The organism is Blastomonas sp., assembly GCF_046294995.1.
GTDB lineage: Bacteria > Pseudomonadota > Alphaproteobacteria > Sphingomonadales > Sphingomonadaceae > Blastomonas.
Genome location: NZ_JBKBOG010000013.1, coordinates 1 through 25,955, shown reverse-complemented (window position 1 = coordinate 25,955; position 25,955 = coordinate 1). Strand labels below are relative to the sequence as shown.

Below are 25,955 nucleotides of genomic sequence, written 5' to 3'. Positions count from 1 at the left end.
CGTCAGAACCTCCACGCCGCGATCAGATCGGTCTGCATCGCCTTGATCCACACCAGCTGGTCCGGGTGCGCCTCGTGCCATCCCGCAACGGAAAGATGGCCGTCGAAAATCACCAGCGCTTTCAGGCGTCTGTCTTCGCCAGGCAGCATGGCCACATCGCCGACCAGCATTCGTGCCGGCGCGATCCGCTCGAACAGACTGTCCATCAGCGATTCGAGCGTTCGGTGACCGGTTTTCACCAGGCCGCGCAGCGCGCCCTGGCGGCTGCGGAACATCGGCAGTGCCGGTGGCTGATGACCCATGTTGATCGCATGTTCATGCGCCAGGTGGATGCAGCTCGCCCCGTCCCAGTCGAAAGGGCGCTGAAAAGCCGTAACGGTGCGGGATGTCGCCGCTGCGCGCATTGTCAGGCTGGCGGTCATTGGAACTGCACCTGTCCGAAGCCCCCGCCAAACAAACCGCCACCGCTGCCACCGCCGCCGCCGCCGTAAGACGTGATGCCGCGCGCGCCGGCGACGCCCCACGCGATCGTGATCTTGCTCCCGGTGTTGTTCAGCCCCTTTTCTCCTGGCCAGATCGACTGATGCCAGCGAGGGTTCAGGCTGTTGCCCTCCTGTTTGAGGAACAGTTTCTCAGCGCGGCCGATGAACGCCATCTCGACCACCCGGCTGTTGTCGGCAAAGCGCAGCACCGTGTAGTCGACCAGGCCATCCATCAGCTGGTCGGGGTTGATGATCGTCTTGCCGTCGGCATCGAGGTCGCCCATCCAGAAGCGCGCGCGCGAGTTCTGGAAAGCCTTGCTCTTGATCGCGGCGGCCTGTGTTTCTGCAGGCGGGTTGAACACCAGCCTCGCATCTTCGGCCGCATCGCCCATCGCCGCCTCGAACTCGTCGATCGCGCCGATCGCGCCGAACACTTCGTCTTCGCTGGTGTACTTCTCGTCGCCGAAATAGCAGAACGCGCCGTCGCAGATCCGCAAGGTTCGCGTCGGCAACTCGATCTTGCACAGGCCGACAAGCGTGCTGGTCTCGGCCGAGGGCATCAGCGGCGCTCCCTGATGCCGAACTGCAGCCCGGTATGGATCGCATTGTCGACGGTCCAGCTCAGCCCGTTGCCCGTCAGCGAGCCCTCGATCACCGGCGCACCGAACAGCAGCACATCGCCATCCATGCCTTCCGCGCGAAAGGGAGGTTCGACCTGAGCAATCACCTCGCCATCGGCATTGGCATCGCCGGGACCGCTGACCTTGTACAGGTAATGCTTGCCGTCCTGGACGTGGTTGAACCACTGGCCGACGCGCAACGGGTAATTCGGCGTCATTCCGCCGATGGCGATCATGTCGCCGGCCTGGCCATCGCCCAGTATGACCGGGCTTCCCGGCGATCCGATGTCAAGATCGCGCTGGCGCAATTTCCACCGCACGCCCAGGCGGACGCCGCGGGTTAGGGCAGCGATCCAATAGCGCGCCTCGTGCTCTTCCATCTTCGGCAGGATGACAGTGCAGGCCCAGCGGTTGCCCAGGCGGTTGACCCGCTGTTCCGGCCCACCAAGCCCGCCGGGCAGATTTCCGCCGAAGTCGATATACTGCCACTGGACGTCAGCCGGGCCCGGGCGTTCAGGCAGGATCACGAAGCTCATCAGAGGCCCCGATCCTGCATCCGGGCGATGCGCTTGACGGCCGCAGCTGCTCCATCTGCAGCGATCGACGGGCGTGCCGCGTTGATATGGCTGCTCGAGACATCGCTGCTGATCGTCTCGACCCGGGTCACAAACAGACCCGTCGTGTCCTCGAGCACGACGCGCACTGCCGACTGGACCGCACGCGCCGCGCCGTCGCCGGCCTCCTGCACATTCAGCAGCTCGCCGCTCGAGACCATTGCGATTGGGTTGTCGTTGAGGCTCAGGACATTGGTATCGATGCCGGACATGCCCTTGATCGTGCCCCAGCCTCCGTTGTTGAAACGAGGCAGGTTTGCAGTCGAGTTGCTCGCAAGCGACGTGACGCGGTTGTTGACACTGATCCCGCCTGGGCTGGCGCCTGCTGCACCGCTGACCGATCCTGCCAGACCAAGAATCGACCCAAGCAGGCCGCCACCGCCGCCGGCGCCACCTCCGCTGATCAGGTTGGCCAGGCCGTCCGCGAGACGATCGAGTACCTTTGCCAGCGCGTCGAATGCGCGCGTCTCGATCCAGTTCTTGAAGAGCCCGCCGAGGTCTCCGTTCATCGCCGCCTGCAGGCCCGCGCGGAACGTGTCGCGGAACGTTCCGGTCAGTGCTGCTTTGGAGCGCTCGGCGCCTTCCTGGAGCGCCTGCGCCTGGGCATCCTCGACGTTGACGCCCTGCGACCGCAATTCATCGGCGCGATCGCGGATCCTGCGGCGCTCCTCGAGTGCAATAATGCTTCGCGGATCATCCCCGCGCAGCCGCGCCAGTTCGATCTGCCGAGCATCCTCCTGGTCGGCAAGGCGCCGGGAAATCAGCTCGGCGCGGGCTTCCTCAAGGTTTTTCAGGTCGATCGCCGCCTGGCGTTCGGCTTCGGAGAGCGAGAGTCCCTTTTCGCGCCACATCAGGATCTGGCGCTCCAGGAACTCTTCGTCCTTCAGGAAACGCAGGCCCTCATAGTCGTTTCGCAGCTCGGCGAGCTGGATGTCGATCGATCGCTCTTCGCTGGCGATCGCGCGCGTCATCGCTTCGGCCCGAGCTTCATCGATCTCGAGCATGTCTTTTTCAGCGGCGACCTTCGCTTCCGCGAGTTTCAGGCCAGCGCGTTTGTATTCTGCAGTGCGGCTATGCAGATCGAGCTGACGCCTGAGCGCTCTTTCTGCCTCGATATCGCCCTTCTCTCTGGCAACAGCCAAAGCCTGTTCGATGCGAATTTCTTCTTTGCGCGCTGCCAATTCTTCTGGAGTGGGACCGGAGCGCCCACGATTTTTCTTATCCTTTGGCCCAGAACCCGGGATGGCATAATTGCCGCCGGAAGTTTCGGCAGCTTCGGTGGCCTTGTTGGCAGCGCCCGCCATGAAGCCTATCGCGCTGCCACTCCAGCCACCGCTCTTGCCCTTTCCTCCGGACGATAGCGGTGAGCCGTCTCCGGTAAGCCGGGCCATCAGGTCGAGCGCGCCAGCAAGCCAGGGCATGACGCCACGAATCAGGTTGGCGATGCGCTGAACGGCACGGGCGACTGTGTTGCCAGCTGCCTGCCAGGCACCTTCCCAGTCGCCCTGCAGCAGCTTGGAAACGGTCTGGACGACGCCTTGGACGTATTCTGCAACGCCCGTGATGACATCAAGCAGCGCACCGATCGCTGCGATGATGCCTGCGCCTGCAAGCCGAAGCAGCACATCTATCAGCACGCCGACGATGTCGATCAACATGGTGAAGAACTGGCCGAGAGGGCTGTCGGCGATTTCGCGGAAGGCCCGGTCAAGCTCTTCGAATAGGGCGCCGAAGCGGGAGATCAATGCTTCGGCCTTCGGACCCAGCGTCTCGCGGATCATCGCGCCGATGCCACGCATGGCGCTGGCAATGCTGTCCGAAAAAAGCATCACAGCAGAAACGACCAGGCCCCATGGGCCCAGAAAGCGCGCGGCGCCGCCCGTCAGAAGACCCAGCGCACGGCTCAAAAGGCCAAACTCGCCAGCCAGCTTGCCGAGCACCACGACTGCTGTACCCAGCGGATTGATGATCGCTGAGATCGCAAGGAACACCGGCCCCATGTTCGCCAGGAACAAGGGCAGAACTGCTGCGGCGATTGCGCCGAGTGCCAGCACGACCGGCCCAATCGCGGCGGCAAAGAGTCCGAAGCCGATTGCGGCGTTCTTCACGCTGTCGGGTAGTTCTTTAATCCAGTGTACCGCCGCCTGCACCCATCCGACGACGCGCTCGGCATACGGAAGGAAACGTGTACCGAGCTCTTCGGCAAGCTCTTGAATGTTCGCCTTGAGCGCGCGGACTTGGTTGGCAAAACTGCCGGCAGTGCGTTCGACGTCGCCATTCGCGTCCGCCAGCTTTTCAGTAATCAAGGCCGCACGGGCCATGATCTTGCCCTGCTCGTTCAACTCTTCGCCGACCTTGATCATGCCGAGCTCGAGAGCCTTGGCGTTGACCGCCGCCTCGCTCAAGAAAACGCCGAAGCGGCGTAGCGGCTCTGCCTCCCCGGTAAGACCGGATCGCAACCGCTGCATCGCATCATCGGCAGAAACATTGTAGAAGCTGCTCGCGTTTTGAGCGAGTACGGCGAACCGCTGCGACAGACGCGCTGCAGCCTCCTCGGTCGGCGCAGCCTGTTTGAACAGCGTGCCGAACGCCAGCGCCGCTTCCTTCAATTCGCTGCGAGCTCGGCCCATCGACTTGCCGGTGTCTTCGGCCCATTGGTTCATCAGCGCCGACGTGTTGCCGAACGTGTAATCGAACGCGCTCTGCAGCTCCTGCAGGTTGCTGGCGGCATTGACGGTGAAACCGGCAAGCGCGACCATTGGCGCGGTGATTCCCAGCGTCATCCGCTGGCCGAACTGGTGAAAGCTGGCGGCAAGTTCGGCGCCCAGCGATCGCAGTCGGCCGAACGCTCCTTCGATATGGCGCGTGCCGCGATCGAAATCGGCAAGGTCCCACCGCAACGCGGCGTTCAGCGATGCGATGGGTCCGGCCATTGTCAGCCACCTTTCTTCTTGCCCGCGCGCCTTCGTCCGGCGCGCAGCCACGCTCCCCAGGCGCGCGCGTTGGACGCGGCCACCTTGGGGTCGAGTTTTTCGGGTTCGGCGGTCGCTTCCCCGCCATTGCCGCCGATCAGCTTGTCGAGCTGAGGATATTGCGCCGGCGGGCACTGGCTGAGCATTCCGCCCAGCCAGGCACCGGTGACGATGTTGCGGAAATCCGCCTCGATGCGGTACCGCGCGCCCCAGATCGCCAGCAACGTGCTGCGCGGCGTCTGGCGCAGGAAGGTGTCAGGCGAAAACCCCGCCTGACACCAGCTCTGGAAGATTACTTCCCAGTCCCAGCGCGCTTTCGGCCGCCCGGCTTGATCGGCTTGGCCACCTTGGGAGCGTTTCCCTCCGGTGCCTTGGGCGGGGCAAGGTCAGGCGACTGGGCGCCGCGCATCGCCTGGTTGATCGCCAGCATGACCTGGGGGTCTTCGCTGCAGATCATGTCGATCACGTTCTTCTGCGTGATCTCCGGGTGATTGCGCTTCAGCCCGCCATAGACGATCGCGCAGATCGTCTTGAGGCGAGGCTTCTTTCCCATCGCCGTTTCGCGCTGGTACTCCTCGATCGCATCGAGCCAGGAACCGCCGAGGACGTCCTCGGCGTCGATCATCACCTCGTTGTCGAGCACCAGCTCGTAATTGCGGTCTTCGAAAACGAAGCTCGCGCGGCCATCCAGGATATTTGCCATCTGTCTGAGCCTTAGTCTGCAGGCGCCAGGATGCTGGGCTGTGCGGTGATGGTGGCCGTGCGGATGGCGCCGAGCGGCGCGTTGTCCGGGACATAGGACAGCAGGAACAGGATGCCCTCGCTCTCCTGGATCGTGCCGTCCTCTTCGACCTCGTCGAGCTGGAAGGGACGCTTTTCGCGGCTTGCGAGGTGCTCGAGCAGCATCAGGTCAGTCGGGCTGCCCGGCTCGTATTTGATCACCGCAACCAGTTCGTTCACATCGCCGTGGCCCGGGATGTAGCTTTTGACCTTGCCGCTGTCGTGATCGGTGTTTTCGACCTTGGCGATCGCAAGGTTGGGGCGGTTGACGCTCATCAGGCCGACCAATTTGGTCAGCGCGTCCGACGCGTTCGTCAGATGCAGCGCAGTGCCGTCCGAAAGGACGCCGTCTCCGGTTGCCATATCAAATTTCCTTTATGTGGGGGTGTAGGGGATCGTCATGTCGCGCAAATTCCGGAAAACCTTGATCCCGCCGCCCAGGTCTTCCGGTGTCATGTTGCGCTCGAACACCAGTTGCGCGCCGCGGTGAAAGCGGATGCCGCCCACCACTTCCGGCGTTTCGACAAGTGCGGTGATCGCGCGGCCGAGCTGCTTGGCCTGCAGCCAGGTGACGCCGAAGCATTCGAAGCGGATGCGCGGTATATGCAGGCCCTGCGGCCCATCCTGGTCGTACATCCGGCCAGGGAAATTGATGTCGATGAAGCACGCCGGGAACGATTCCGGCTTGTCCGATCTTCGTTCGCCGACGTCGATCGCGGGCCTGTTGTTGTAGACGCCAGCCACGGCGATGATGGCCGCGCTTGCGCGCAGCCGTGCGACCAGAGCCTCTTCCATCTCAGTTGGCGTTCAGGATCAGGCGCCCGGCGCCCTTGCCCAGGATGTCGACGATGAGATCGCGGTGCTGTTCGAACGCCGGGCCCAGAAATGGCTGGGCCTGCATGTGAACGGTCCCGCCTTCGACGAACCAGGCATGCAGCGCCTGGCCCTGCAGGACACCGACATAGACTGAACCGCCCTTCCCGCGTTCCGGCCCGCTGTGCAGCCGATCGCTGATCACCAGGCTGTCGTGCAGCTCGTCGGTATCGCGCGGGACCAGCTGGCGCGCGGTCTCGAGCACAGGCTCGAGCGCTTTTGCCGCCTCGGGCTTGATCGTGTCGTCCGTCACCGCGCCTCCCGTCCGCCGGATGGCGGCGATGGCGTCCTCGATGCCGGTCATCGTGAAATCAAGCATCGGTTGCGGGCTTGCCCTTCGGTGCCTTTTTCGCGTCGGCCTCAGCAGCTGCAGCATCGACGACAAACCCGGCTTCGATCAGCGTCCGCGGATCGGGGTGGTTGTAGGTGTCGCCCGGCTTTTTCACGCGGTGGCTGTCGTCTTCCTTGACGGTGCCATGGCGATTGGCGTGCTCGCGCACGGTTTTTACCAGCATATCATGCTCCTTGGTTGAGGCTGGTGCGTCGCACCGCCGTGAATTCCATCTCGTCGCGCTCGAACGGCGCCGCGCTGGTGATGTCCCACCGCCCGAAGTCGTACAGAATCACATGACCCGGCCCGACCGCGCGGGTGGTCGGGTTCTGCAGCGTAATGAAGGTGGCAGGCAGGTCATTGCCCTCAATCCCCGCCGATCGACGCTCCTGACCCTTGCCATAGCTCACCGCAGCGAACGCCTGCCCCGCCTCGGCAAGGCTGGTTTCGACTGGTTCGCCGGCGCTGTTTTCCGTGGTGACAGGCAGGCGGAACAAGATCAGCCGGTCGCGCTTTGCAGCTCCATATCGTCCACGCTGCATCAGCTGAGCCAGATCCGGTGGTTGACCAGCAGGCGCTCCATCGAGAGGTTTCGGCCGTCGAAATGCGCCCGCACGCCCTGCAGTATCGCAAGGTACAGGTCCCGCGGCAGATCCGTGCCAGCGTCGCCATAGCCCACCGTCGCGGTCACCCGCACAGCATCGACCCGCGTCCGCGCAACGGGCCAGGCAAAGCCCTGCCCCGCCACGATCCGGGCATCGAGCATGCCACCGACGAGCGCATAGCTGGCTTCGTCGACCAGCTGCTCCTCGCCATTGGCATCGATGTAATGCACGGCGTCGATCGACTGCACGGGGCCGATCGGCAGATGCTCGAGGTCGGCAAACGTGCTGGCGATCAGCAAGACCTCTTGGGTGATCATCCGCGTGTTGCAGATCGTCTCAACCTCGGCGCGCGACGCGGCGATGAAGGTCTCGACTTCGTCGTCGAAGCTCTCATCGCCGGCGTCGATGCGCAGATACTGCTTCGCCTTCGCCAGATCGACCGGTTCCGCCGTGGGGGCGGTGAGGGTGACCGGCGACAGCCACATCAGCTCTTTGCCTTGGCTTCAGCGGCCAGGCCCTTCTTATTCTGTGCGGCGGTTTCGGGCTTCGAGGCAGCAGCTGCCGTGCTCGCCGCAGCAGTAGCGTCCGCATCGGCTTTGGCCTTGGCATCGGCGTCGGCCTTGGCCTGCGCTTCGGCAGCTGCGGCAGCGTCGGCTTCGGCTTTCGCCTGCACTGCGGCAGCATCCGCATCGGCTTGCGCCTGCGCTTCAGCATCGGGATCCGGCGGCGCAAGCTCGGCCACGGCCGCGTCATAGGCCTCGCGGTCGGTGGGCTCGGCAAAGCCGGCGTCGACCAGGCGAATGGCCTCGGGCAGATTGAAATCGTGCGTGTCGCGCGGCGACAGCGAGAAAGCCGGGCCGCTCAGCCCGGTCAGCATCATGAGTTTCATCGGATCGTCTCCGTGTCAGGGGAATAATCCGGGGCGACGCCTGACATCGCCGCCCCGGATTACCAGAGCCTGCTGCTTACGAAGCAGCGAGGATGAGGTTCGTCAGCTTATGCGGCGGCCTGGCGCAGAGCCTTCACAGCGGCCGCGTCAGTCAGTTCACCGTCGAAGCGGACGAGGCCTGCCATGCCGACCTTGGGCCAGAAGCGTTCGCGCACGGTACCGATCAGCGGGCTGCCGACCTTGCGCACGATGTAGGCCGACATATCACCGAACAGCACCGAGCGATTACCCGCGGCCATCGCCGGCACGTCGTCGTTCACCCAATACTGCTTGCCCAGAAGCAAATCGGGGGCACCGACGCGGATGTCCCCCATCTGCCACAGGTAGTTGCCCTGACCGTCCTTCAGCTTGCGAATTGCAGCCAGCGTGGTGTCGGCGAACTGCCAACCGGCACGTGGGCTGCGGCGGTAAGCCGCGTTCACAGTGTGCTGGAAGGTGATCAGCTCGTCCGATGCGATCGCAGCAACAGCCGCTGCGGTCGTGCCGAGCGTAGCTGCGGTCACGATGCCATTGGGCTGGCTCGTACCCGTACCGATGGTCAGGCGCTGGTTGGCGATACGGCCAAGGCGCTTGCCAAGCGCGGCCCCGACGAACTGCTCGAGGTTGAACGCAGAGTCCTGCAGCAGCTCGAAGCTGATCTTCAGCCAGGGCGTTGCATAGACATAGGCATTCAGGTTCTTCTCGCCGAAGACCAGATCGCCGCTGTTATCATCGGTCAGATCGTCACCCTCGGCCTTCAGCGCGGCAGTGTTGCCGGTGTCATCATTCGTGGGAATGTCGAACGCATTGCCGCTGCTGGTGATAAGTTCGGTGGTGATGCCGGGATCGTACATCGGACCCCAGTCCTTCATCGTCTGGACGATGAAGTTGGCGAGCGTGGTGGGCACGGTGAAGCCGCCGGCAGCGTCGCTTCCGGCGGTCTGGACACGATTTTCGACATAGCCGCGGCGCAGCAGCTGACGCTGCTCGGTGCTGAGGCCGGACATATCACCGCCTTCGCGCAGCATGGCATAGAATGCGTCGCGATATTCGTCCTGCAGCTGAGCACTGGTGCGCTCTTCGTCGCCTTCGGGATTGTCGATTCCCGATGCGCTGCCATTGCCACCGTTGGGGCGATTCTGGCGACGACGCTCTTCCTCGCTGGTCTCGCGGGCCGCCTGGCGCTCCTCGCGCTCGATTTTCTTGTCGAGGGCGTCGAGCTTGGCCATCACCGCGTCATGACGCTGCTCGGCTTCGGTGATGCGGGTTGCATCGGTTTCATTTTCGATCGAATCGAGGATCGAGCGGGCTTCGGCCACTAGGGTGCCGCGCTGCTCATAGTACTGCTGCAGGATCATTTGTCGCTCCAGGACACAAAAAAACCCGCCGGAAGGCGGGTGGTTGAGGACGCCGCAGTCGCGGATCGTCGCCTCGGGCTGGGCCCGGTAAATTGCTGTCAGATTTTCCGTTCGCGTTGCGATGTGCGCATGCGAAGGCGTGCCAGCGCACCTGACTTGTTGTGCTGGCGACGTTCGGTACGGGCCATTTCCAGGCTGCGCATCCCGGCTTCGGTGTCCGGATAGGCGGGAAATGCCGTGTAGGTAATCTCGACCAAGTCGGCTTCGTGAATGGTTCGCAGCGGTGGATCGACGGTTTCGTCCCACTCCTCGCGGCGCGCGCGGAAACGGAAGCTCATGCCTTCAATATCGCCACGATCCAGCTGAACCTTCAGGTCGCGGCCGTCATTTGTGTCCGGCAGATCGTTTTCGAATGCCAGGCCGCGCGTGTCTTCGTTCAGGCGCAGGGTGCCGCGACTGCGACGGCCGACTGGTCGCGCGTCATCATGGCTATGCAGCGCGACCACGTCGGCCTCACCCAGCGACCTGGTGAAGCAGCCTGGCGCGAACTGTTCGGTCCACCATCCGCCGATATCGGTCCGGTTGTTCCACAGAACGGCATAGCCCACCGCCGTGCCGATCCCGTCGTTGCCCTGCGCAACGCGCAGTTCGCCGCCGGTAACGAGCGCCCGGCGCTCAACCCCATCAGTCTTCGGCGCTGGCATCTGCAGCATCCTCCTCATTTTCGTTAAGCGGCGGACCGTCGTTGTTGCCGACGCCAGCGCCGGCCATGGTCAGCGGCACAGTGGCCTGCTGCACGTAAAGGACATCGCCGCCGTCCATCGGAGCACGCTGCTCGAGCGCACGGGCTTCGTTCGGCGTCAGCTGGCCTGTCTGGATGGCACGGGCCAGCGCCTCGCTGCGTTCCTTGAAAGCGCCGCGCTGCAGACCATCCAGATTATGACGGACGCGTCGGGCTGGGTTCTGCCAACCATAGAGCTTCAGCGTCAGCTCATCTTCGAATGCCTTGGCCCACTGCATGACCAGATGCTTGGCCAGCCACAGATCCTGCTGCTCGGTATTGCTGAAAGTACCTTTCGACAGATCCTGCACGAACACCGGCGGCATCTGCCAACCGCGGCTGATCTCGATGATCTGAAAGGCCCGCGCCTCGACCATTTGGCCCTTTGATGGGTCAATCCCGACTGGATTCAGCTTGTGGCCAGGCGGCATGCCGAAAATGTTGCTGTTAGATTTTTTGGCGAGGTCGATCGCGCGCTGGATATCGGCATGGGCACGCCGGTATGAGTCTGCGCCTGACGGTACCGGTCCCTCAAGGGATAGCGGCGGGATACCGCCGCCAAGGAAGAACCCGCCTGCAAACCCTTCCATGGCGATCGCCAGCGAGATCGCCTTGTTGATTTTCGCGATAGGCGAATAACTGCCCAGCCCATCGCGTTTTAGCATGAACGGCGTGTCGATCACGTCGCGCGCGGGATAGTCCCTGCCACTGTGCGTGTAGATCTTCTGCCCGTTGACGCGTCTGATCGTCGTCAGCGCCGGATCCATTGGCCAGATCGCTACCGGTCGGTTGCCGACACGCTCGATCCAGGCAAGCCCCCGACCGCCGGTGAATACCTGCTGCCAGTGCCAGCGGCGCCAGCCATAGCTGCTTTCGCCTTCATTCGGCGCATAACTCAGCAGCTGCGCCGCCGAATCGTCCACCCGGGCGCCATTATCGCCCGCCTCGAAAGTCGGCAGCGGCAATGCAGCCAGCGTCCGCGACAGAAATGCGACGATCGAAAGCACCGCCGGCACACACAGAGCGGCCTCGATCGACACGACCGGTAGCGCATTCTGCGTATCGGCGACGCCTAGCAGCCGAAGCAGCTCTTCCGGGCTTTCCGTCAGGCTGTATTGTGGGTCTTCGATCGAGCGCTGCTCGACACCGCCGAGCAGCCAGTCGCTGAACCACCCCATCAGGCTTCACCCTCATCGGCGGTCATCGAAAATTCGGGGTCATCCCATGGCGAAGCAGGCACCACTTCCTCCTCCTTCGTCATGCTGGCCCCGAGCGCGCTGATAAGCGCCACGGGGTTGTCGATCTTGGCTTCGACGCGCGGCTTGTTCGGATAGACATTGTCTTTCCGATCGGCCTGCGCGACGACGTTGTTCATCTGCCATTCCATGACCGGGCAGCCGCCATGGGCGATCGTTCCGGCCTTGGTCAGCGCGTCCAGTTCCTTCATCGGCTCGCTGAAATTGAGCACGATGGGCCGGTATTCGATGACCGGGAAACCTTCCTTGACCATCGTGGTGACCATGTAGGTCGCCTGATGGGGATCGTATGCGACCTGCTCGAGCTGGCAGAAGCCGCGCACATCGCGCAGCGTGTCCAGGATCTCGTCATAGTCGATGATGTTGCCCTCGGTGACGTTGATCAGCCCCTGGGCATCCCAGCCCTGATAGGCCGGCACGTTCAGCACCGTCTCTCCCGGCAGAAAATAGAACCCGACCCGAACATACGGATCGTCGACCGTCGCCTTTCCGCCGATCGGCAGGAACAGCAGCTCGAGCGCAGCGATATCGACCTTCGATGCCAGGTCGAGCCCGGCAACACACCGTCGACCGCGCAGCGCCTCGTACTGGAACAGATCGCGGCCGCGCGTCGGGATATTCAGATCGTGGCAGGCGCGCCATTTCTGGATATCGAAGTATGCTGCCTTCGAAGCGACCCATAGATTGAGGTGCTTCGTCTTGAATATACCGGCCTTGCGCGGCGTCGCGATCGCCTCGCGCTGCCTGGCCAGCAGATAATCGGCACTGACCGAGACCCCCATGTTGGGGTTGGCCTTCCAGAGCGTCGCTTCAGATCGCCAGTCGTCGCCGTCATCGGCGGCGTACTCGACAAAGAAGGTCTCATCGTCCAGCGCAGGGCCACCATTATGACCAAGCCCTGCTGCTTCGCGCGCAGCCTTTTGTTCTTCCGTTGCCCCGATTCCCTGGAGCCGTTCACGTTCCTCGTGGATCTTGGCGTAACAGGGGCCGGCAAGGTTATCGCCGGCGGTAGTGATCAGCACCTGCAGGGGCTGCTCGCGCGCGCCCATGCCGGTAATCATCGTATCGACCTGACCATCATGAGCGTGCTCATGATACTCATCGTGGATCGAACAGCTCGGACTCTGGCCGTCGCCAGGATCTCCAATGATCGTCTCAAACTTGCTCTGGTCGCCGATGCGGACCATGTTTTTGGCATTGATCTCGATGCCAAACTTCTTGACCAGCGCCGGGGTGCGCTTCGCCATCAGGCTGGCGGGAATGTAAACCTCTCGCGCCTGCTTTTCGTTGGTCGCGCCGGAATAGACTTCCGCACCGAATTCGCCATCGGCACAAAACATGTACAGGCCGATGCCTGCCGCCTTGGCCGACTTCCCGTTCTTGCGCGGCACGACCACGAACAGAACACGAAACCGGCGTAGGCCGTCGCGCTTGCGCAGCCACCCGAAAGTGCAGCACAATATCCAGATCTGCCAAGGCTCGAGGCGGATCAGCTCCTTCGATCGCGCCCACTTGCCCTTGGAGTGTGGCAGCTTCTCGATAAACCGACAGACCCGCGAGGCCTTGTCATTGTCGAACCGGTGCGGAAACGCCGCCCGGCGATAGACCTTCAGCTCGTCGAGGAACCGCTGGCACTGCCGCTGGATCGATTTGCCCGCGGGCTGCTTGCCCGAGACGACGTCACGCGCATACTGCTTCGCGATCCCAGGATAATCGCGCGTCTCCACATGCAGTTATGCCGCGCGGCGATGCTTCCTGCGCGTGCGCCGGCTGACATGGAGACGGTTGCTGCGCTTGGCCGGTTTCGCCTGTTTGCCTTTACCGCGCGGGTACTTCGCATAGGCAGGCTGCAATGTGCGGCGGGGCGCCACAGCTTCCACGCGCTCCATTGCCACAGCCGCTGACGACGCAGCAGCGGAAACGCCAACCATGGCCATCGCCAGGACCGGGAAGATGCTTTTGCCCAACATGCGCATTGAGGTCTCCTTAGAAATCGTCGAAATCGTTGTCTTCGACCTTGTGACCTTCGGCCAATTTCAGCGCGCTCGCCGGGTTGAGCATCAGCTCTCCCAGCAGCGACTGCGCCTGGCGCATCGCGTCCGACAGCATGGCGACCTCGGGCCGCGCGCGGATGATGAAACCGTTGGCCGTATCCGACTGATAGGTATCGCCCTCGGTCTCGAGGACAGCCTGAAACCTCTGGATCTGTTCAAGTCTCTGCGCCAGCAGCGCGATGTGCTCCGCATACTTAGCGCTCGATCGCTTCTCCGCGATCAGGATCCCGGCAATCGTGCCGAAGTGCAGCTGGGCAAGGTCGCTCAAATGCATCGGGCAGATCAGCGGCGCGTCCTCGGCCGCGATCGTCGGCACCGAAGCACCGTCGCCCTTGTCGGTCCCGCGCAGCTTCTTGATCGCCGGCGATGTCGGCTTGCGACCCGCACCGGGCCTAGATCCACCCCGCGCCATCGCACCTCAACTTTTTACCCTTTGATTTCGACCGCTTGAAAATCTTCCCACCAAGGCGGTGTCCGGGGGGCGACGATCGGAGAGATTGACCCTCCCCCTCCCCATGTGATGATTTTCAATCGAAATCTTCGATTTAGCGACGTCGCGTGAAGGCCCGCTCGGCCTTGGACTTTGCGTCGTGGCAGGGGTTGCACAATCCCTGCTTGTTCTCGCGATCGTCTGTTCCGCCCCATGCGAGCGGTATCTTGTGGTCGACAACGTCGGAGGCGACCTCGAGCCCCTTTTCCAGGCACAATCTGCACAGCGGCTCTTCAGCCAGCACCTGGGCCCGATCGCGCATGCCTGCACGGCCGCGCTTGCGCTTGTCCTTTACGAACAGACCAGGCCGCTCCCATGGCTTGCCAGGCTTCCAGCCTGGTGGCCGGTAGCGTGGCGGCTGCGATGGCATCAGCCGATCGACATGCCCAGCTCGAGCAGCTCCGTCTCGATGACGTTGATGCGCCTCTGCAGCTCAGCTTTGATCGCAGGTGTGATCACGCTGTTCAGTGCGTCGATCATGGCACTATCAACGAACTCCTGCCACACGCAGTGGAACCCGAACTGCAACTCATGCTCCATGTGATCGAGCAGCTGCTGCCGCTTTTGCACCAGGTGCGAAACACGAGCAAATGAGGCCAGCTTCACGCCCCGCTCCCGATCGTGCCCGATTGCTCAGCGCGCGCCAGTACGAACGATTCCTCGCCCGGCTTGGCCGTCACGCCCAGCTTGGCCAGATCCTCGGCCTTGGGCCCGGATGTCGCCTTCAGCAGCGCCGTCTTGTCCAGCTTCGGCTTGGCAGGCGCAAACACCTTGCCCCAGCGCAGCTTGGTCAGCGCACCGATAAGCGTATCCTCGGCACCAGCGATCGCCAGCACCGTCTTGCCGGTGCGCGATCCGATGATGCACCCGCCCAGCTCCATTGATTTGCGCCTGGCAGGCAGCAGCTCGGCCGCGGCCTTCGTCCACCAGGGCTGCACCTTCTCGCCGATCGCGTCCATCTCCTGGACGATCGGCACCAGCTGCTCGTCGGCAGCTGCATTGATCTTGGCGATCTGCTCGTTGCGCTCGGCCTCGATGCCGGCACGCTCACCATCCAAGACGGCGAACCGCTCGAGCATGGCCGTGGCCTGCTCCAGCGTGCGTGGCTGACGATGTTTGGTGGCGGCCGTCTCGCTCACAGCGTCGACGTCCGCTCGATCGGCCCGGTGCGCAGATCCTGGATGACATCGTCCATGGTCCGCGCGCGGCTCAATTGGGCCTGGGCAACCCGCCCGGCTGCCAGCTCACCATGCACTTGGCGCAACCACGCACGGGTGACGACGGCATCCTTCGGCGTTTCGTTGAAGGCCGATGCGCGCAGCTGCTCCATATCGATCCGCCCATTTTCTACTGATCCGGGATCGCTCACACACGCCTCCGCAAATTGGTACAGCCGCCCGGGCGCACGTCCGGCAGGCGAAACGCCGCGACGATCTCACGTGCGATGGCTTGCGCCTCGCTCTCTAGATCGTCGAAATGCCTTTGGCACCGCACGCCCAGCGATACATCGCGGCACAGGGTATCAAGCCGAGTGCTGGCGCGGGAAAGGCGGCTGCCCGCATCGTCACCGTGAAGACCTTGCGGCATCGGTGCGTCTCCCGCCCACGAAAAAGCCCGCTGACACCTTCGGGGAAAGAGGTGTCGCGGGCTCAGGTCGCAATTATCGCGGGGTCAGATTTGGCAGTCTCGATGCGTTTTGGACAGGGTCTATTTTGTGACACCTGCAAGTTTCCGAGGTTCAGGCAACGATCGCCAAGCGGCGCGCGCGGCAATGTGGTCCTGCGCTCGGTGAATAAAGCTTCTGAATTCGTCGATCGATGACGATAACGGTTCACCCTCTCGCATTTCAAGATACGCATTCCAAGCATCAGCTAAATGTTGGACCACCTTCATCTCGCGTTCGGTCATCGCCATCACAACAACCCCGCATGCATCGCCGCCAGATCGCCGGCATCCACCCGCTTCACCGCATCGGCATAGAAATTCGGCCACATACCCAGCGCCTCGATCAGCAACCGCCGCGCCCGCCGCGCGCTGATGTTGTGCCGCGCCGCCGCCGCGGTGATTCCCATGTCGCCGACGATCATCGCGAGCACCGGCTGCGCCTGCGGCAATGCCGCCCGCCACCGGCCATAGGCCATCTCGGCCCGCACCGCCCCCAAAGCCTCGTAAAAAGCCCCGCCGGCGCGCGGCGAGGTATCGACCCGCGTCTCCAGGCTCACCGTGCGAATGGTCAGCTCGGCGCCGATCTTCGCGGCGATCGCGGCGATTCCCTCGGCATCGGCCAGCTCGAACTGGTCGATCACCCCGCGCACATACAGCATGTGCAGGCTGCCCTGCGCCTGGCGTGATGCATGCTCGTGCGTTTCGGGCGTGCCATGGCGCTTGTGGTCCCACCGGTTGGCGATCGCGTGCTGTTCCTTGCGCAGCGCCCGCTCGGCTGCGGCTTTTTCAGGGTGCCGCGCCGCATAATTAGCGGCAATCCCCCGCCTGCGCTCACTCAGCTGCGCCTGCGCGCCCGTCTTGCCCTTGGCCCCGCCCTTGCGCGCCGCCCCTGCTTTCGATGCCATATGTGCCAATTCCCCGCGATCTTGCTGGTCGGGGAACATAATCGAGTTCCGCAGGCGGAAGCAGGGGCTGATTTGTAACGCTTTTCGGCTCGCCTGAAGGTGCTGATGCAGGAGGCGTTGCCGTGCGATCGCCCGGGTTGATGGTCCAACCGCGCGCGCGCAGCTGCCGCACCGCCACCGGCTCATCATCTGGCAGGCTCAGCCCGCGTGGTCCAGGTATGCGCATCAGCTGCCCTTCGGCGACCAACGTGCGCAGCGCCCGGCGCACCCGGGTGCGATTGGTGTCCAGCGCCGCGCCGATCTCGCCCAGGCTGGGCGATCCGTCCCATTGGCGGATGTATTCGGTGACGAATTTCAGCACCAACAGCTTCAGGCTCGCCATCTCGGGGCGCTGCTTTAGGTCGGCCCTCGGAATGTTGGCGGGCGCTGTCGGGCGGGTCTGGCTGGCCATGGCCGGAACATATCATGAAACCGGCGCAAAAGCGTAAATAAATGCCCGATGGCGGGCTATTCAGCCAGCTATAAACGCCCGGATTTGGTCGGCAAACCCGACCAGGGCAGCGACTGCAGCGAGCGAACCGATGATCGTCGTGTTGATGTAGCCCTTGCTGGGCAGATGAGAAACCCGCTCGCTGAGCGTCGCGATGTTGACCTTTACGTCGCCGAGCTCGTCGACAATCTTGTCGATCCGACCTTCAAGCCTGGACACACGCTCTTCCATGGGGGTCGATCCTCCGCCGCCTGAACCGGCGCCAAAACTCCGCACCTCCTCATGCATGGCACGAAGTTCTTGCTGCGCAGTTAGCAGCTCAGACACCCTCCGATCAACTGTCATCGGAAGATGACCTCATCAGTGCGATGATATCTTCAGAGCGGTCCATGGATAATTTGAGATATTTCACAAGATCATCGACGTCTTCGGGTTCCACCTGCTGTTTGCCGACCAATTTGCCGAGCACTTTTGTCGTGGCAACATTGAACCGCATCTGCGTGGTTAATAGCGTGACGAAGGCAACCCTCATTTCCTGGTTCTCGCTCAAACCCCCGGTTCCTTCCCAAAGCGCAGCGCCTTGCAGGTGTCGTGGTCGATGCGGGCATACACCTCCTCGACGTTCATGCCGCCAAAGCCGTTGCGCGCGCGAAAAGTCATCCACAAGCCGTGCTCGCCCTTGTCGTTCCCATAAATCCGGGTGTTCATGTGCTCGAAGCTGCCGGGGTCTCGCATTGTCGCTTTGATCTGGCGCACGAGGTCACGGTTCGCACCGTCCCAGCCTGAAAGGCAATGCTCGCCGGACTGGGGTTTGTCTTCGCGCAATGGCCTGTCGATCTCTGCCACCTCCTCGGGCGGCAACAGGTGTTGCTCACGGAGTTCAGCTTTCTGCTGGTCGCTCGTGCCGAAGGCCATGATCAATCCCACCATAACGAAACCAACAGCTCCCCCCCAAGCCATCTTCCGTGTGGCAAGCCGGTTACTATCGTCCTGGGCATAGCGCACCTGCGCTTTTTCCGGCGCACCCGCGTCGGCAGGCAAAGGCTCAAGTCCCGAAACGCCAAGCGCGCTCGCGATGGCATGAAAAGCGCCAGCCTCATCGAGCAGGAACAGCGCACAGGATGGCCGATCCTGCTTGAACATTGGTTGTGTCATGTTCTCGCCTATCTGGCCGGAATGCACCTCGAGATGGCCCGGCGCGAACTTGGTGGCTGGCTTGAAATCTATGCTGGCGATGGCACCAGTTCTGATCGTAAGGCGACTTTTCACCTTACCGAACGCGCCCAACCGGGTGATGGTCAGGTTTTCGCCTTCCAGCTTCACCTGAGCCAGCCGGCCGTTCGCTTCAATGTTACCTGGCTTTGCGATCTCACCCATTGCAGGCGCAGCCCTTACCCTTCTTGCAGGTGGATGTTTGCGCGATGCAGCTGTCGCCGCAGGCTTTACCGGCCTTGCAAACCTTGCAGCAGGCAAAACCACTCACCTGCGCCAGCGCCGCGCCGGACCCGCAAACCCCCAAACCGACGGGCCCGACCAGCCCCAGAACCATCGCAATCACCAGCATCGCAGATTTCATGGCATTTCCCCTTTAAGTGCTTGTCACGCCCCTGCCTTGTAATTGTGCTCATCGTCTTCGGCTCGAAAAGCTCGCCGATCGTTGTGCAGAGTGCTGGGCTTCGCGGGGCCATCGATCAGCGATTTCATGATCGTAATGAAGCTTTTGCGCTCCGGCTCGCCAAGTTGGTGTAGATAGTCGATCCACTGCCGTTCTTCATGATTAAGCATGAATGTCGGCAATTCGGTCTCGGGATCGTCGGTTTCACCGGTCAAATAGGCTGCGGTCGTCTGCAATTCTCTTGCAATACGATGGAGGTGCTTCGATGATCGAGAATGACCTCTGATCAGGCCGTTGATGGTGCTCTGATCGACCGGAATGCGACGCGCCAGCTCGGCCTGCGACATGCCGAGCAGCTTTAAACGATTCTCTATCCGGCGTCCTATAGGCATGCCTTATATTACCGGATTGCCCATAGGGGGTTCATATGGATTTGCCCATTGACTCTGATATGGACTTGCCCATAGTTAGGGTATGGCAATTCACGACCACCTTGATTCGCCCCTAGCGAAAGTCTGCATTGCCCTCGGCGGGCAATCCGCTCTCGCACGGCTGATCGGCAAGGACCAGTCGACGGTCCATGATCGCCTTCGCAACAACATGCCAATATGGGCCGAGCACGTTTTAGCGATCGAAGCCGCCACCGGAATTTCCCGGCACGATCTTCGGCCTGATATCTATCCGGTTGAAGCTGGCGCATCGCCGGTTTCTCCTGTTTCTCATCCCCAAGGGACCAAAATCCCCGAAGGTCGCACTTCCAGTCTTCCCGATGCCGATCTTGACCCTGTTGAGGCATCAAAAACGGTGGCTGGTGGGGAGGCGGCGCAGTCTGAAGACGACCCTGGCTGCGCCGCCGACACCCCCGAAAGCGCCCCTCCCATCGGAAAGGCCGCGGCATGACGCTTACATCACGCCAAACAGGCGGTCCCTTGCCAACGTCGCCCGAAAATGCAGCCGTTCGAGACGGTTGTCTGGAATGTGAAGCCTGGCAGGCCCGCGAAATTGCCAATTCAGACGGCGCTGCTAGCCGTTCTGCAACCGAAGGGGCGGCCCCGGCAAGCGCCGCCCCCGAGGCCATCCCCTGCTCCGGCCAACTTTCGATCCGCGAGCGCGCGTTCGATGCTGCGCAGCGCCTCGTGCTGTCACAGCCACACATGGCGATCGGCCAGCTCGAACAGAACCGCATGGCGGATTATATCCTGGAGCTCGCCGCCCGATTCAACGCCTGGATGCTGGTAAATCCCGAGGTCACCGTAGAGTCCGTCTGGTCAGGCTGGGATTATTCGAAATGACCGACTGGGATTTCGATACCCACCGCGCCCGCCTGGCCCGTGATCGCAAGGTCGTTCGCCGACTGGGATATATGATCATGGCAATCAGTCTGTTCGTTGTAATCGGGGTCGTCGCCGGAACGATCTACATCGCTACCACCGTCTCGCCCGCTGACATTGCTCGCAAGGCTGGCGAACTTACCCGCACGTTCGAAGACGCGAAACAATGACCAAGCCCCGCGCCCCACTCTCGATCGACGCCGCCCTGGCCCGCATCGCCGGCCACCTTCCCGGCGGTTTTGACGATATGGCGCAGGTCGCCGGGCGTGCGGTTCGCACGGTGCGCAACTGGAGCGATCCGGACACCGCCGAGCAGATCCCGCTCGATTGCGCGATCGCGCTCGATCTCGCCTACATGGCCGCCGGCGGCGAATGCGCGCCGCTGTTCGAAACCTACGCCTTCAAGCTCGAGCTCGCGCAGATGGAGCATTTCGCATGCAACATCCGCCTCGCGCGCCACACCGCAGACGTCATCCGCGAAGGCGGCGAGGCACATTCGGCGCTGGTCCGCGCGACCTTGCCAGGTGCCAGCGCTGCCGATCGCAGGATCGCGCTACAGGAAACCACCGAGGCGATCGATTTCCTCAAACGGGTCGTTCCGCTGCTCGCCTCACCGAACGGCGATGAGCCGGGCGGCAACACCAAACGCGATCCCGTCGCCGATCAGCACCACCCGCCATGATCGACACGTCATAACCCCGGCGCGAAAGGGGTGCCTGGTACGGCTCGCGAGGCCCCCAGCGGCTGATCATCGGGTCAGCCCCAGCCTTGATAGGCTCGGCGGACATCGATCGCACCCCGTCGCGCAATATCCCGCAAACAAACAGCCAGCCCGCTGCGTATCGCGCTTTCGGGATGGCCTTTCTGCTGCCTGAAGAAAGTTCGAACCATGCCCGACACTGTGATGACTGCCCAGCTGCCCTATCGCCGCTTCGCCGATCCCGGCATTGGTCACGCCGAAACGCCCACGGCCGAACCGCGCCAGCTCAAGCATTGGACCGCTTACCGCTCCGGCGCCGCGCTGTCCGTCTCGGGCATGGATGCCGTTACCGGCTGCACGATGACCATCACCGGTGTCAGCAGCCTCGGCCCCGACGCCCAGGGCGGCGTTTTCATCACCGATGCCACCGACCAGCGCTGGGAACTCGTGCTGTGACGGATGCGCCGCCCATCCAGGCGCCGCTGATGTCGCCCGGCACCTATCTGCGCAAGCGCCGCGAAGCCGCAGGCATCAGCCTCGACCTCGCGGCCGTCGCGTTTGTGCCCTGGGGCCGCCCTGGCGACATTACCGCGCGGATCGGCGGCGAGCAGATGACCGGCGCCGACTTCGATCCTGCCGTCCGCGCTGCCGGCATTGTCGGCGATCTCGATCTCATCAGCATGGTCCGCACGATCTCTGCCAAGCTCACCGAGCTCGAAGCCGATCAGCGCCATGTTGATCGCACCATCACCACGTGCCTGGCGCGCATCGTCCCGCTCGATGTCGAGATCTACGATGCGCTCGTCGCTCTGCACCTGGGTGTCAGTGTCCCGCTGCCGCAGATCTGCCGCGAATGCGGCTGCAGCTGGCACCGCCCCTGTGTGGAACGCGTCGAGAGCGGCATCACTGGGTGTTTCGCTGAATACGGCTGCGCCTGGAGCGCCAGCGATCCCAACCTCTGCACCGCCTGCGAACGCAAGGCTGCAGCACCCCAGCAGGAGACAGCTGATGCGTCCTGACCCCACCCTTTGGAACCTGCAGGCCGGTCGCGAGCCGCAAGAAGGCTTTTTCGGCGAGCCGATCACCGCTGCGATCGCCGGCATCGCCATCGCCTGCGCTTTTATCCTCATCCCGGGCCGGCTCGCCCTGTCCCTCGTGCTGGAGCTGATCTCGTGAACCAAGGTGCCATCCACCCCGCCGACTGCAGCTGCAGCAAGTGCCGCGATCATTTCGGCACCAGCCAGCAGCGCCGCCGCCGTTTCGTCATCGTCATGATCCTGTACGTGGCTATCCTTGTCGCCGCCGGCACCGCCATGATAATCGCGGCGTCACCACGATGAGCGCGGCCCAGTCATCGGCCATGTCGGCAGACGATCAGCTCCGCCTGTTCATCGAGCGCATCGAGCGGCTCGAGGAAGAAAAGAAGGGCGTCGCCGACGATATCCGCGACACCTATTCCCAAGCGAAGAGCCAGGGCTACGACCCCAAGATCATGCGTCAGATCGTGCGCTTGCGCAAAATGGAAGCGCACGATCGCCAGGAGATGGAGCTGATCCTGGAGACGTACAAAGCCGCGCTGGGGCTCAGCTGATGTCGGGCGGCGATCAGGGCTGGCAGGTCGGTGATCTGGCGCTATGCGTGGCAGATCGCGGCTGGTGGGACTGCTATAATCGACCAGCAAAGGAACCTCGACCGGGCAGTGTGCACCGCGTCGAAAGCATCTACGGCGAAGCAGGCTTTCGTTTTTTGCGGTTTAAAGAGTTTGGGGATTGCGGATATGTGACCAGCGCCTTCCGCAAGATCGACCCGCACACCCGCGATGCCGAAGACGACGAAACCATCGCCCTGCTGAACCGTGCGCCCATGCGCACACCGGAGCCGGTGTCGTGACCGGCGTGCAGCCCATCAACCTCGCGGCCGACCAGGCCCGCGTGATATTCCATCAAGGCGTGTCGCAGATCCGCCTGCGCCCCGGCTTCATGGCCGATCGGATCGTGGTCGGATCGCAGGCGTGGGTCCGTGAGCCTTTTGCCCTTCTGCCCTGGGCTGATCATCTCTCTCCGACCGCTGCGCTGCAGCGCGCTGGCCATCTCCCCACCGATTGGCCCGCGGACGTCCACTTCCTTGCCGATGGACGCAAGCCCGCAAGGTTCGGCGGCACCCGCTTCGCGCGCACCCTGCCCCGCCAGCTCAGCCGCGGCTTCCTGCAGGTGCTGTCTGTCCAGGTCGACCAGCTGCAGCGTTGGTCGCCCCAGGACGAAGCCGCTCTGGGCTTTACCAAGGCCGATTACATCGCCGCATGGAACTTCGCCGCAAAGGCAGTCGCCACTTTCGGCGGCAATCCGCGCGGCCTGCGCTGGGTGGACAACCCCCAGGTTCGCATCATCACTTTCGGGCTGGTCAGGCAGAATATCGATGCCTGGCTGGAGTGCCGGCGCGAGGCAGTCGCGCAGTCGAAGCATGCCGCAGCGGTGCCTGAAACCGCTGCGGCAGGCAGCTCGGCCCCGGACATGCCCGTCCGCCGCCGCGCACCTTCCGCAACCAACGCAACTGGCCACGAAAGGACCTGATCCATGAACCAGACCATCCCGCTCAACAAGCTGATATTGTCACCGCGCAACGTCCGCCGCACCAACGGCGACGAGGATATCGAAAGCCTCGCCGATTCGATCCACTCCAAGGGCCTGCTGCAGAACCTCGTCGTGTCGGAAAGCGTCGAGCAGCCCGGCAAGCACGAGGTCGACGCCGGCGGCCGTCGCTGGCGCGCGCTCAATCTGCTCGTCGAGCAGAAGCGCAACGCCAAGACGTTCCCGGTGCCGGTCCACATCATTCCGCGCGACGACGCTCTCGAGGCCAGCCTGGTCGAGAACCTGCAGAAGGTGGCGATGAACCCCGCCGACGAGGTCGAGGCGTTTCAGGCGATCGTCCATGGCGGCGAGCCGTCAATCGACGACATCCCGAACCGCATTGCCAATTGCGCCCGCCGCTTCGGCCGCACCGTGCGCTACGTCGAACAGCGCCTGCGCCTGGCCGCTCTGGCGCCCGAAATTCTCACCGCACTACGCGAGTACCGCATCAGCATCGAGGCCGCGCGTGCCTACGCCAGCCATCCGGATCCAGTCGCGCAGCTCTATGTCTTCGCCAAGGAAGACGAGAAGGGCGAATGGGGCCACAAGCCGCAGAACATCCGCGACGCTCTCGCCGGCAAAAGCTACGCCGTCGACCACAAGCTCGTGCGCTTCATAGGCCTGCAGGCCTATGTCGATGCCGGCGGCCGCACAGAGCGCGACCTGTTTTTCGGCGACGACGATCGCGAGCTGCTGCTCGACACCGCCCTGGTCAAGAAGCTCGCCACCGAAAAAGCGCTCGTGCTCGCGCAACCGCTTGCCCAGGCCGAAGGCTTTCTCGATGCGGCGATCGCGCCGGTCGACGGTCCGTCATGGGGAATGCCCAAGCCGCCGAAGGGCTATCGCGAAGCCCGCTACAACATCCTCGCGGTACCCGACAATTCACGTGACTGGGCAATCCAGGGCTATCGCATCAATGACGCCGGGACAGGCGTCGTGCCGATTGCAAATACCTGTCTTGTTCCGATCGATCCCGAGACTGGAGACTCTTCGCCATCTGCGCCTGCGATCGAACGCGATTGGGCAGCCGAGCGTCGCGCAAAAGACATCCGCATCGCTGCAGCGCGCTTGGCCACGGAGCCGTCCATGAAGGACACGCCGCTCAAGGGCCGAGCGTTCTGGCCAGAAGAGGGCGCCAGTTGGATCGCACCGTTCTACGAAAGCGACGACGGCGTTTTCGTCGCGCTGATGGTGCGCGTCGATCCCGAAGAGCTCGAAGCGCGCCTCGCCGAAGCCGAGCACGAATACGAGACCGCAGAGGCCGATCGCAAGGCCGAGAAGGAAGCTGCTGAAGCCGAACGCCAGGCCACCACTCTCGCCGCGATCGAGGCCAACCAGGCCAAGCACGCGACAGAAGCTGATGCTGCAGCCGAGGAGCCGGTGTCATGAGCCAGCTAGGCATCGAAACCCGCGTCGCCAAGCTGATCGCCGACGATTTCGGCGGGCTGAAGCTGGCCGACATCGAACCGGACATGCATCTACGCGCCGACCTCAAGGCTGACAGCCTGGACGCCGTCGAGATCGCCATCAAGCTCGAGGAAGAGTTTGGTGTGCAGATATCCGAAGACGCCTGCGCCGATTGCGCCACCATCGGGGAGCTGCAGCAGCTGCTCGTCAAGCTGCAGGGAGAAGCCGCATGAACGCGCAAGAGCCCACAGCAGACTCTCGCCGCGCTGAGCGCGAAATGCGCGCCGCCGTTCGCGAGCAGCTCGTTGCGATGGGGGTGTCCGGCCGAAAGTCTGGCACCTGCGACAAGGCCATTTGCGCGCGCTGCACGACCAGCCCAGCGCCCGACAAAGATCTTTGTCCCGATCACGCCCGAGCGTGGGCGAAATGGCAACAGGAACGCCGCGCTCAACCAGCTCGCCCAGCAGCTCCGTGAGGAGCCAAGCGAACCTTACGTCCTGAAGTTCAGCTTCGCGCGTCATGCCTCGCCCACTGTCGCGCATCGTCAACGGGCCAAAGAAGGAACTCTTATGAAAAACGTGCTTGTTACAACTCAGCATCGCGGCGTGTTCGCTGGCCAGATCGCAGACGATCAGGATCTGTCAGCGCGGGCAATGCCGCTAACCGGTGCCCGCATGGCCATCCGCTTCGGCACCACCAAGGGCGTCATGCAGCTGGCCGAGACCGGTCCTACATCGCAAAGCCTGATCAGCGCTGCTGCCGATATCCCGATGCTGCACGACGTCACGGCCCTGTTCAGCATCACCGATGAGGCATGGGCAAAATGGCAAGCTGCATGATGGACCCGCTGATCACGGCGGATGACGTGATCAGGGCCGGTGCTTGCCGCGGTGGCGTCTACAAGCGTGCCGAGCAGTTGGCAGGTAAGATCGCTGCCGCCGAACCCCTGTCCCGGCTGCTGAAGCTTCTTCCTGTCGGCGAGCGCGATTACGCGCGCCCCGCTGCGGGGCACACAAGGGTTGGCTCTGGCTCTGGCGATGGGTTTTGCGATGGCGATGGCGCTGGCTCTGG

The 25,955-nt window shown here is 63.1% G+C and carries 46 protein-coding genes; 15 read left to right on the top strand and 31 right to left on the bottom strand.

The window, feature by feature from the left end; genetic code table 11:
* Window positions 1-2: 2 nt before the first annotated feature.
* The 31 genes from ACK4R0_RS13230 to ACK4R0_RS13080 form a co-directional block, all read right to left on the bottom strand.
* The gene (locus ACK4R0_RS13230; protein ID WP_409674680.1) at window positions 3-422 is read right to left on the bottom strand and encodes a DUF6950 family protein; all 420 of its coding nucleotides are present in this window, start codon (window positions 420-422) and stop codon (window positions 3-5) included.
* Window positions 419-1,042 carry a hypothetical protein gene (locus tag ACK4R0_RS13225; protein WP_409674677.1) on the bottom strand — a complete coding sequence of 208 codons (624 nt, stop codon included), beginning with the start codon at window positions 1,040-1,042 and terminating at the stop codon, window positions 419-421. The genes ACK4R0_RS13230 and ACK4R0_RS13225 overlap by 4 nt, the downstream gene beginning before the upstream one ends.
* Complete coding sequence (locus ACK4R0_RS13220; protein WP_409674674.1) at window positions 1,042-1,638, bottom strand: hypothetical protein; 597 nt, start codon at window positions 1,636-1,638, stop codon at window positions 1,042-1,044. Before ACK4R0_RS13220 ends, ACK4R0_RS13225 begins: the two co-directional genes overlap by 1 nt.
* A complete protein-coding gene (locus tag ACK4R0_RS13215) occupies window positions 1,638-4,499 on the bottom strand; it encodes a phage tail tape measure protein (protein ID WP_409674671.1) in 2,862 nt (953 codons plus the stop codon). The genes ACK4R0_RS13220 and ACK4R0_RS13215 overlap by 1 nt, the downstream gene beginning before the upstream one ends.
* A gap of 152 nt (window positions 4,500-4,651) precedes the next feature.
* Window positions 4,652-4,912 (bottom strand): hypothetical protein, encoded by a 261-nt coding sequence (locus tag ACK4R0_RS13210; RefSeq protein WP_409674668.1) that lies wholly within the window; start codon window positions 4,910-4,912, stop codon window positions 4,652-4,654.
* A gap of 68 nt (window positions 4,913-4,980) precedes the next feature.
* Window positions 4,981-5,391, bottom strand: a complete 411-nt coding sequence (locus ACK4R0_RS13205) for a hypothetical protein (protein ID WP_409674665.1) — start codon at window positions 5,389-5,391, stop codon at window positions 4,981-4,983.
* Window positions 5,392-5,402: 11 nt separating this feature from the next.
* Window positions 5,403-5,831, bottom strand: coding sequence for a hypothetical protein (locus ACK4R0_RS13200; protein ID WP_409674662.1), 429 nt, complete (start codon window positions 5,829-5,831; stop codon window positions 5,403-5,405).
* Window positions 5,832-5,843: 12 nt separating this feature from the next.
* Window positions 5,844-6,263 (bottom strand): hypothetical protein, encoded by a 420-nt coding sequence (locus ACK4R0_RS13195; RefSeq protein ID WP_409674659.1) that lies wholly within the window; start codon window positions 6,261-6,263, stop codon window positions 5,844-5,846.
* 1 nt (window position 6,264) lies between these two features.
* Window positions 6,265-6,660: an HK97-gp10 family putative phage morphogenesis protein gene (locus tag ACK4R0_RS13190; protein ID WP_409674656.1), complete on the bottom strand. Its 396-nt coding sequence runs from the start codon at window positions 6,658-6,660 to the stop codon at window positions 6,265-6,267.
* Window positions 6,653-6,856, bottom strand: a complete 204-nt coding sequence (locus ACK4R0_RS13185; protein WP_409674653.1) for a hypothetical protein — start codon at window positions 6,854-6,856, stop codon at window positions 6,653-6,655. The genes ACK4R0_RS13190 and ACK4R0_RS13185 overlap by 8 nt, the downstream gene beginning before the upstream one ends.
* Before the next feature lies 1 nt (window position 6,857).
* Entirely contained in the window at window positions 6,858-7,214 is a 357-nt protein-coding gene (locus ACK4R0_RS13180; RefSeq protein WP_409674650.1) for a head-tail adaptor protein, read from the bottom strand.
* Window positions 7,214-7,762, bottom strand: a complete 549-nt coding sequence (locus ACK4R0_RS13175; protein ID WP_409674647.1) for a hypothetical protein — start codon at window positions 7,760-7,762, stop codon at window positions 7,214-7,216. Before ACK4R0_RS13175 ends, ACK4R0_RS13180 begins: the two co-directional genes overlap by 1 nt.
* Complete coding sequence (locus ACK4R0_RS13170) at window positions 7,762-8,166, bottom strand: hypothetical protein (RefSeq protein ID WP_409674644.1); 405 nt, start codon at window positions 8,164-8,166, stop codon at window positions 7,762-7,764. The genes ACK4R0_RS13175 and ACK4R0_RS13170 overlap by 1 nt, the downstream gene beginning before the upstream one ends.
* 107 nt (window positions 8,167-8,273) lie before the next feature.
* Window positions 8,274-9,563 carry a phage major capsid protein gene (locus ACK4R0_RS13165; protein WP_409674640.1) on the bottom strand — a complete coding sequence of 430 codons (1,290 nt, stop codon included), beginning with the start codon at window positions 9,561-9,563 and terminating at the stop codon, window positions 8,274-8,276.
* 98 nt (window positions 9,564-9,661) lie between these two features.
* Window positions 9,662-10,276, bottom strand: coding sequence for an HK97 family phage prohead protease (locus ACK4R0_RS13160; protein WP_409674637.1), 615 nt, complete (start codon window positions 10,274-10,276; stop codon window positions 9,662-9,664).
* The gene (locus tag ACK4R0_RS13155) at window positions 10,248-11,522 is read right to left on the bottom strand and encodes a phage portal protein (RefSeq protein ID WP_409674634.1); all 1,275 of its coding nucleotides are present in this window, start codon (window positions 11,520-11,522) and stop codon (window positions 10,248-10,250) included. Before ACK4R0_RS13155 ends, ACK4R0_RS13160 begins: the two co-directional genes overlap by 29 nt.
* Window positions 11,522-13,327, bottom strand: coding sequence for a terminase large subunit (locus ACK4R0_RS13150; RefSeq protein ID WP_409674631.1), 1,806 nt, complete (start codon window positions 13,325-13,327; stop codon window positions 11,522-11,524). The genes ACK4R0_RS13155 and ACK4R0_RS13150 overlap by 1 nt, the downstream gene beginning before the upstream one ends.
* Before the next feature lie 6 nt (window positions 13,328-13,333).
* Window positions 13,334-13,576: a hypothetical protein gene (locus tag ACK4R0_RS13145; RefSeq protein ID WP_409674628.1), complete on the bottom strand. Its 243-nt coding sequence runs from the start codon at window positions 13,574-13,576 to the stop codon at window positions 13,334-13,336.
* A 10-nt stretch (window positions 13,577-13,586) separates the two neighbouring features.
* Entirely contained in the window at window positions 13,587-14,066 is a 480-nt protein-coding gene (locus ACK4R0_RS13140; RefSeq protein WP_409674625.1) for a P27 family phage terminase small subunit, read from the bottom strand.
* 133 nt (window positions 14,067-14,199) lie between these two features.
* Entirely contained in the window at window positions 14,200-14,406 is a 207-nt protein-coding gene (locus ACK4R0_RS13135; RefSeq protein ID WP_409674622.1) for an HNH endonuclease, read from the bottom strand.
* Window positions 14,407-14,513: 107 nt separating this feature from the next.
* Entirely contained in the window at window positions 14,514-14,750 is a 237-nt protein-coding gene (locus ACK4R0_RS13130; RefSeq protein ID WP_409674619.1) for a hypothetical protein, read from the bottom strand.
* The gene (locus tag ACK4R0_RS13125; RefSeq protein ID WP_409674616.1) at window positions 14,747-15,283 is read right to left on the bottom strand and encodes a host-nuclease inhibitor Gam family protein; all 537 of its coding nucleotides are present in this window, start codon (window positions 15,281-15,283) and stop codon (window positions 14,747-14,749) included. The genes ACK4R0_RS13130 and ACK4R0_RS13125 overlap by 4 nt, the downstream gene beginning before the upstream one ends.
* Window positions 15,280-15,474: a hypothetical protein gene (locus ACK4R0_RS13120; RefSeq protein ID WP_409674613.1), complete on the bottom strand. Its 195-nt coding sequence runs from the start codon at window positions 15,472-15,474 to the stop codon at window positions 15,280-15,282. The genes ACK4R0_RS13125 and ACK4R0_RS13120 overlap by 4 nt, the downstream gene beginning before the upstream one ends.
* Window positions 15,475-15,851: 377 nt before the next feature.
* Window positions 15,852-16,058, bottom strand: coding sequence for a hypothetical protein (locus tag ACK4R0_RS13115; protein ID WP_409674610.1), 207 nt, complete (start codon window positions 16,056-16,058; stop codon window positions 15,852-15,854).
* Window positions 16,058-16,714 carry a hypothetical protein gene (locus tag ACK4R0_RS13110; RefSeq protein ID WP_409674607.1) on the bottom strand — a complete coding sequence of 219 codons (657 nt, stop codon included), beginning with the start codon at window positions 16,712-16,714 and terminating at the stop codon, window positions 16,058-16,060. The genes ACK4R0_RS13115 and ACK4R0_RS13110 overlap by 1 nt, the downstream gene beginning before the upstream one ends.
* Window positions 16,641-17,165: a hypothetical protein gene (locus ACK4R0_RS13105; protein ID WP_409674604.1), complete on the bottom strand. Its 525-nt coding sequence runs from the start codon at window positions 17,163-17,165 to the stop codon at window positions 16,641-16,643. The genes ACK4R0_RS13110 and ACK4R0_RS13105 overlap by 74 nt, the downstream gene beginning before the upstream one ends.
* Window positions 17,166-17,225: 60 nt before the next feature.
* Entirely contained in the window at window positions 17,226-17,435 is a 210-nt protein-coding gene (locus ACK4R0_RS13100) for a hypothetical protein (RefSeq protein WP_409674601.1), read from the bottom strand.
* A 103-nt stretch (window positions 17,436-17,538) separates the two neighbouring features.
* Complete coding sequence (locus ACK4R0_RS13095) at window positions 17,539-17,754, bottom strand: hypothetical protein (RefSeq protein WP_409674598.1); 216 nt, start codon at window positions 17,752-17,754, stop codon at window positions 17,539-17,541.
* Entirely contained in the window at window positions 17,751-18,581 is an 831-nt protein-coding gene (locus ACK4R0_RS13090) for a hypothetical protein (protein ID WP_409674595.1), read from the bottom strand. Before ACK4R0_RS13090 ends, ACK4R0_RS13095 begins: the two co-directional genes overlap by 4 nt.
* Window positions 18,574-18,780 carry a hypothetical protein gene (locus ACK4R0_RS13085; protein WP_409674592.1) on the bottom strand — a complete coding sequence of 69 codons (207 nt, stop codon included), beginning with the start codon at window positions 18,778-18,780 and terminating at the stop codon, window positions 18,574-18,576. Before ACK4R0_RS13085 ends, ACK4R0_RS13090 begins: the two co-directional genes overlap by 8 nt.
* 23 nt (window positions 18,781-18,803) lie before the next feature.
* Window positions 18,804-19,211 carry a helix-turn-helix domain-containing protein gene (locus ACK4R0_RS13080; RefSeq protein ID WP_409674589.1) on the bottom strand — a complete coding sequence of 136 codons (408 nt, stop codon included), beginning with the start codon at window positions 19,209-19,211 and terminating at the stop codon, window positions 18,804-18,806.
* 82 nt (window positions 19,212-19,293) lie between these two features.
* Between ACK4R0_RS13080 and ACK4R0_RS13075 the strand changes: the two genes are divergently transcribed.
* The 15 genes from ACK4R0_RS13075 to ACK4R0_RS13005 all read left to right on the top strand — a co-directional run.
* On the top strand, window positions 19,294-19,719 hold the full coding sequence (locus tag ACK4R0_RS13075; RefSeq protein WP_409674586.1) for a transcriptional regulator: 426 nt from the start codon (window positions 19,294-19,296) through the stop codon (window positions 19,717-19,719).
* Window positions 19,716-20,111 (top strand): hypothetical protein, encoded by a 396-nt coding sequence (locus tag ACK4R0_RS13070; protein WP_409674583.1) that lies wholly within the window; start codon window positions 19,716-19,718, stop codon window positions 20,109-20,111. The genes ACK4R0_RS13075 and ACK4R0_RS13070 overlap by 4 nt, the downstream gene beginning before the upstream one ends.
* Window positions 20,108-20,320, top strand: coding sequence for a hypothetical protein (locus ACK4R0_RS13065; RefSeq protein WP_409674580.1), 213 nt, complete (start codon window positions 20,108-20,110; stop codon window positions 20,318-20,320). Before ACK4R0_RS13070 ends, ACK4R0_RS13065 begins: the two co-directional genes overlap by 4 nt.
* Window positions 20,317-20,832: a hypothetical protein gene (locus ACK4R0_RS13060; RefSeq protein WP_409674577.1), complete on the top strand. Its 516-nt coding sequence runs from the start codon at window positions 20,317-20,319 to the stop codon at window positions 20,830-20,832. Before ACK4R0_RS13065 ends, ACK4R0_RS13060 begins: the two co-directional genes overlap by 4 nt.
* Before the next feature lie 207 nt (window positions 20,833-21,039).
* On the top strand, window positions 21,040-21,306 hold the full coding sequence (locus tag ACK4R0_RS13055) for a hypothetical protein (RefSeq protein WP_409674574.1): 267 nt from the start codon (window positions 21,040-21,042) through the stop codon (window positions 21,304-21,306).
* Complete coding sequence (locus ACK4R0_RS13050) at window positions 21,303-21,869, top strand: hypothetical protein (protein WP_409674572.1); 567 nt, start codon at window positions 21,303-21,305, stop codon at window positions 21,867-21,869. Before ACK4R0_RS13055 ends, ACK4R0_RS13050 begins: the two co-directional genes overlap by 4 nt.
* On the top strand, window positions 21,859-22,026 hold the full coding sequence (locus tag ACK4R0_RS13045) for a hypothetical protein (RefSeq protein ID WP_409674569.1): 168 nt from the start codon (window positions 21,859-21,861) through the stop codon (window positions 22,024-22,026). The genes ACK4R0_RS13050 and ACK4R0_RS13045 overlap by 11 nt, the downstream gene beginning before the upstream one ends.
* On the top strand, window positions 22,023-22,190 hold the full coding sequence (locus tag ACK4R0_RS13040; protein ID WP_409674566.1) for a hypothetical protein: 168 nt from the start codon (window positions 22,023-22,025) through the stop codon (window positions 22,188-22,190). Before ACK4R0_RS13045 ends, ACK4R0_RS13040 begins: the two co-directional genes overlap by 4 nt.
* Window positions 22,187-22,441, top strand: coding sequence for a DUF2312 domain-containing protein (locus ACK4R0_RS13035; protein WP_409674563.1), 255 nt, complete (start codon window positions 22,187-22,189; stop codon window positions 22,439-22,441). The genes ACK4R0_RS13040 and ACK4R0_RS13035 overlap by 4 nt, the downstream gene beginning before the upstream one ends.
* On the top strand, window positions 22,441-22,740 hold the full coding sequence (locus tag ACK4R0_RS13030; protein WP_409674561.1) for a hypothetical protein: 300 nt from the start codon (window positions 22,441-22,443) through the stop codon (window positions 22,738-22,740). Before ACK4R0_RS13035 ends, ACK4R0_RS13030 begins: the two co-directional genes overlap by 1 nt.
* Window positions 22,737-23,420 carry a hypothetical protein gene (locus tag ACK4R0_RS13025; RefSeq protein ID WP_409674559.1) on the top strand — a complete coding sequence of 228 codons (684 nt, stop codon included), beginning with the start codon at window positions 22,737-22,739 and terminating at the stop codon, window positions 23,418-23,420. The genes ACK4R0_RS13030 and ACK4R0_RS13025 overlap by 4 nt, the downstream gene beginning before the upstream one ends.
* Window positions 23,421-23,423: 3 nt before the next feature.
* Window positions 23,424-24,866: a ParB/RepB/Spo0J family partition protein gene (locus ACK4R0_RS13020; protein ID WP_409674557.1), complete on the top strand. Its 1,443-nt coding sequence runs from the start codon at window positions 23,424-23,426 to the stop codon at window positions 24,864-24,866.
* Window positions 24,863-25,117, top strand: coding sequence for an acyl carrier protein (locus tag ACK4R0_RS13015; RefSeq protein WP_409674555.1), 255 nt, complete (start codon window positions 24,863-24,865; stop codon window positions 25,115-25,117). The genes ACK4R0_RS13020 and ACK4R0_RS13015 overlap by 4 nt, the downstream gene beginning before the upstream one ends.
* A 336-nt stretch (window positions 25,118-25,453) precedes the next feature.
* Window positions 25,454-25,723, top strand: a complete 270-nt coding sequence (locus ACK4R0_RS13010; protein ID WP_409674553.1) for a DUF6948 domain-containing protein — start codon at window positions 25,454-25,456, stop codon at window positions 25,721-25,723.
* Window positions 25,720-25,955 (top strand): hypothetical protein (locus ACK4R0_RS13005; protein ID WP_409674551.1); only part of this gene is annotated, 236 nt, incomplete at its 3' end. The genes ACK4R0_RS13010 and ACK4R0_RS13005, both read left to right, overlap by 4 nt.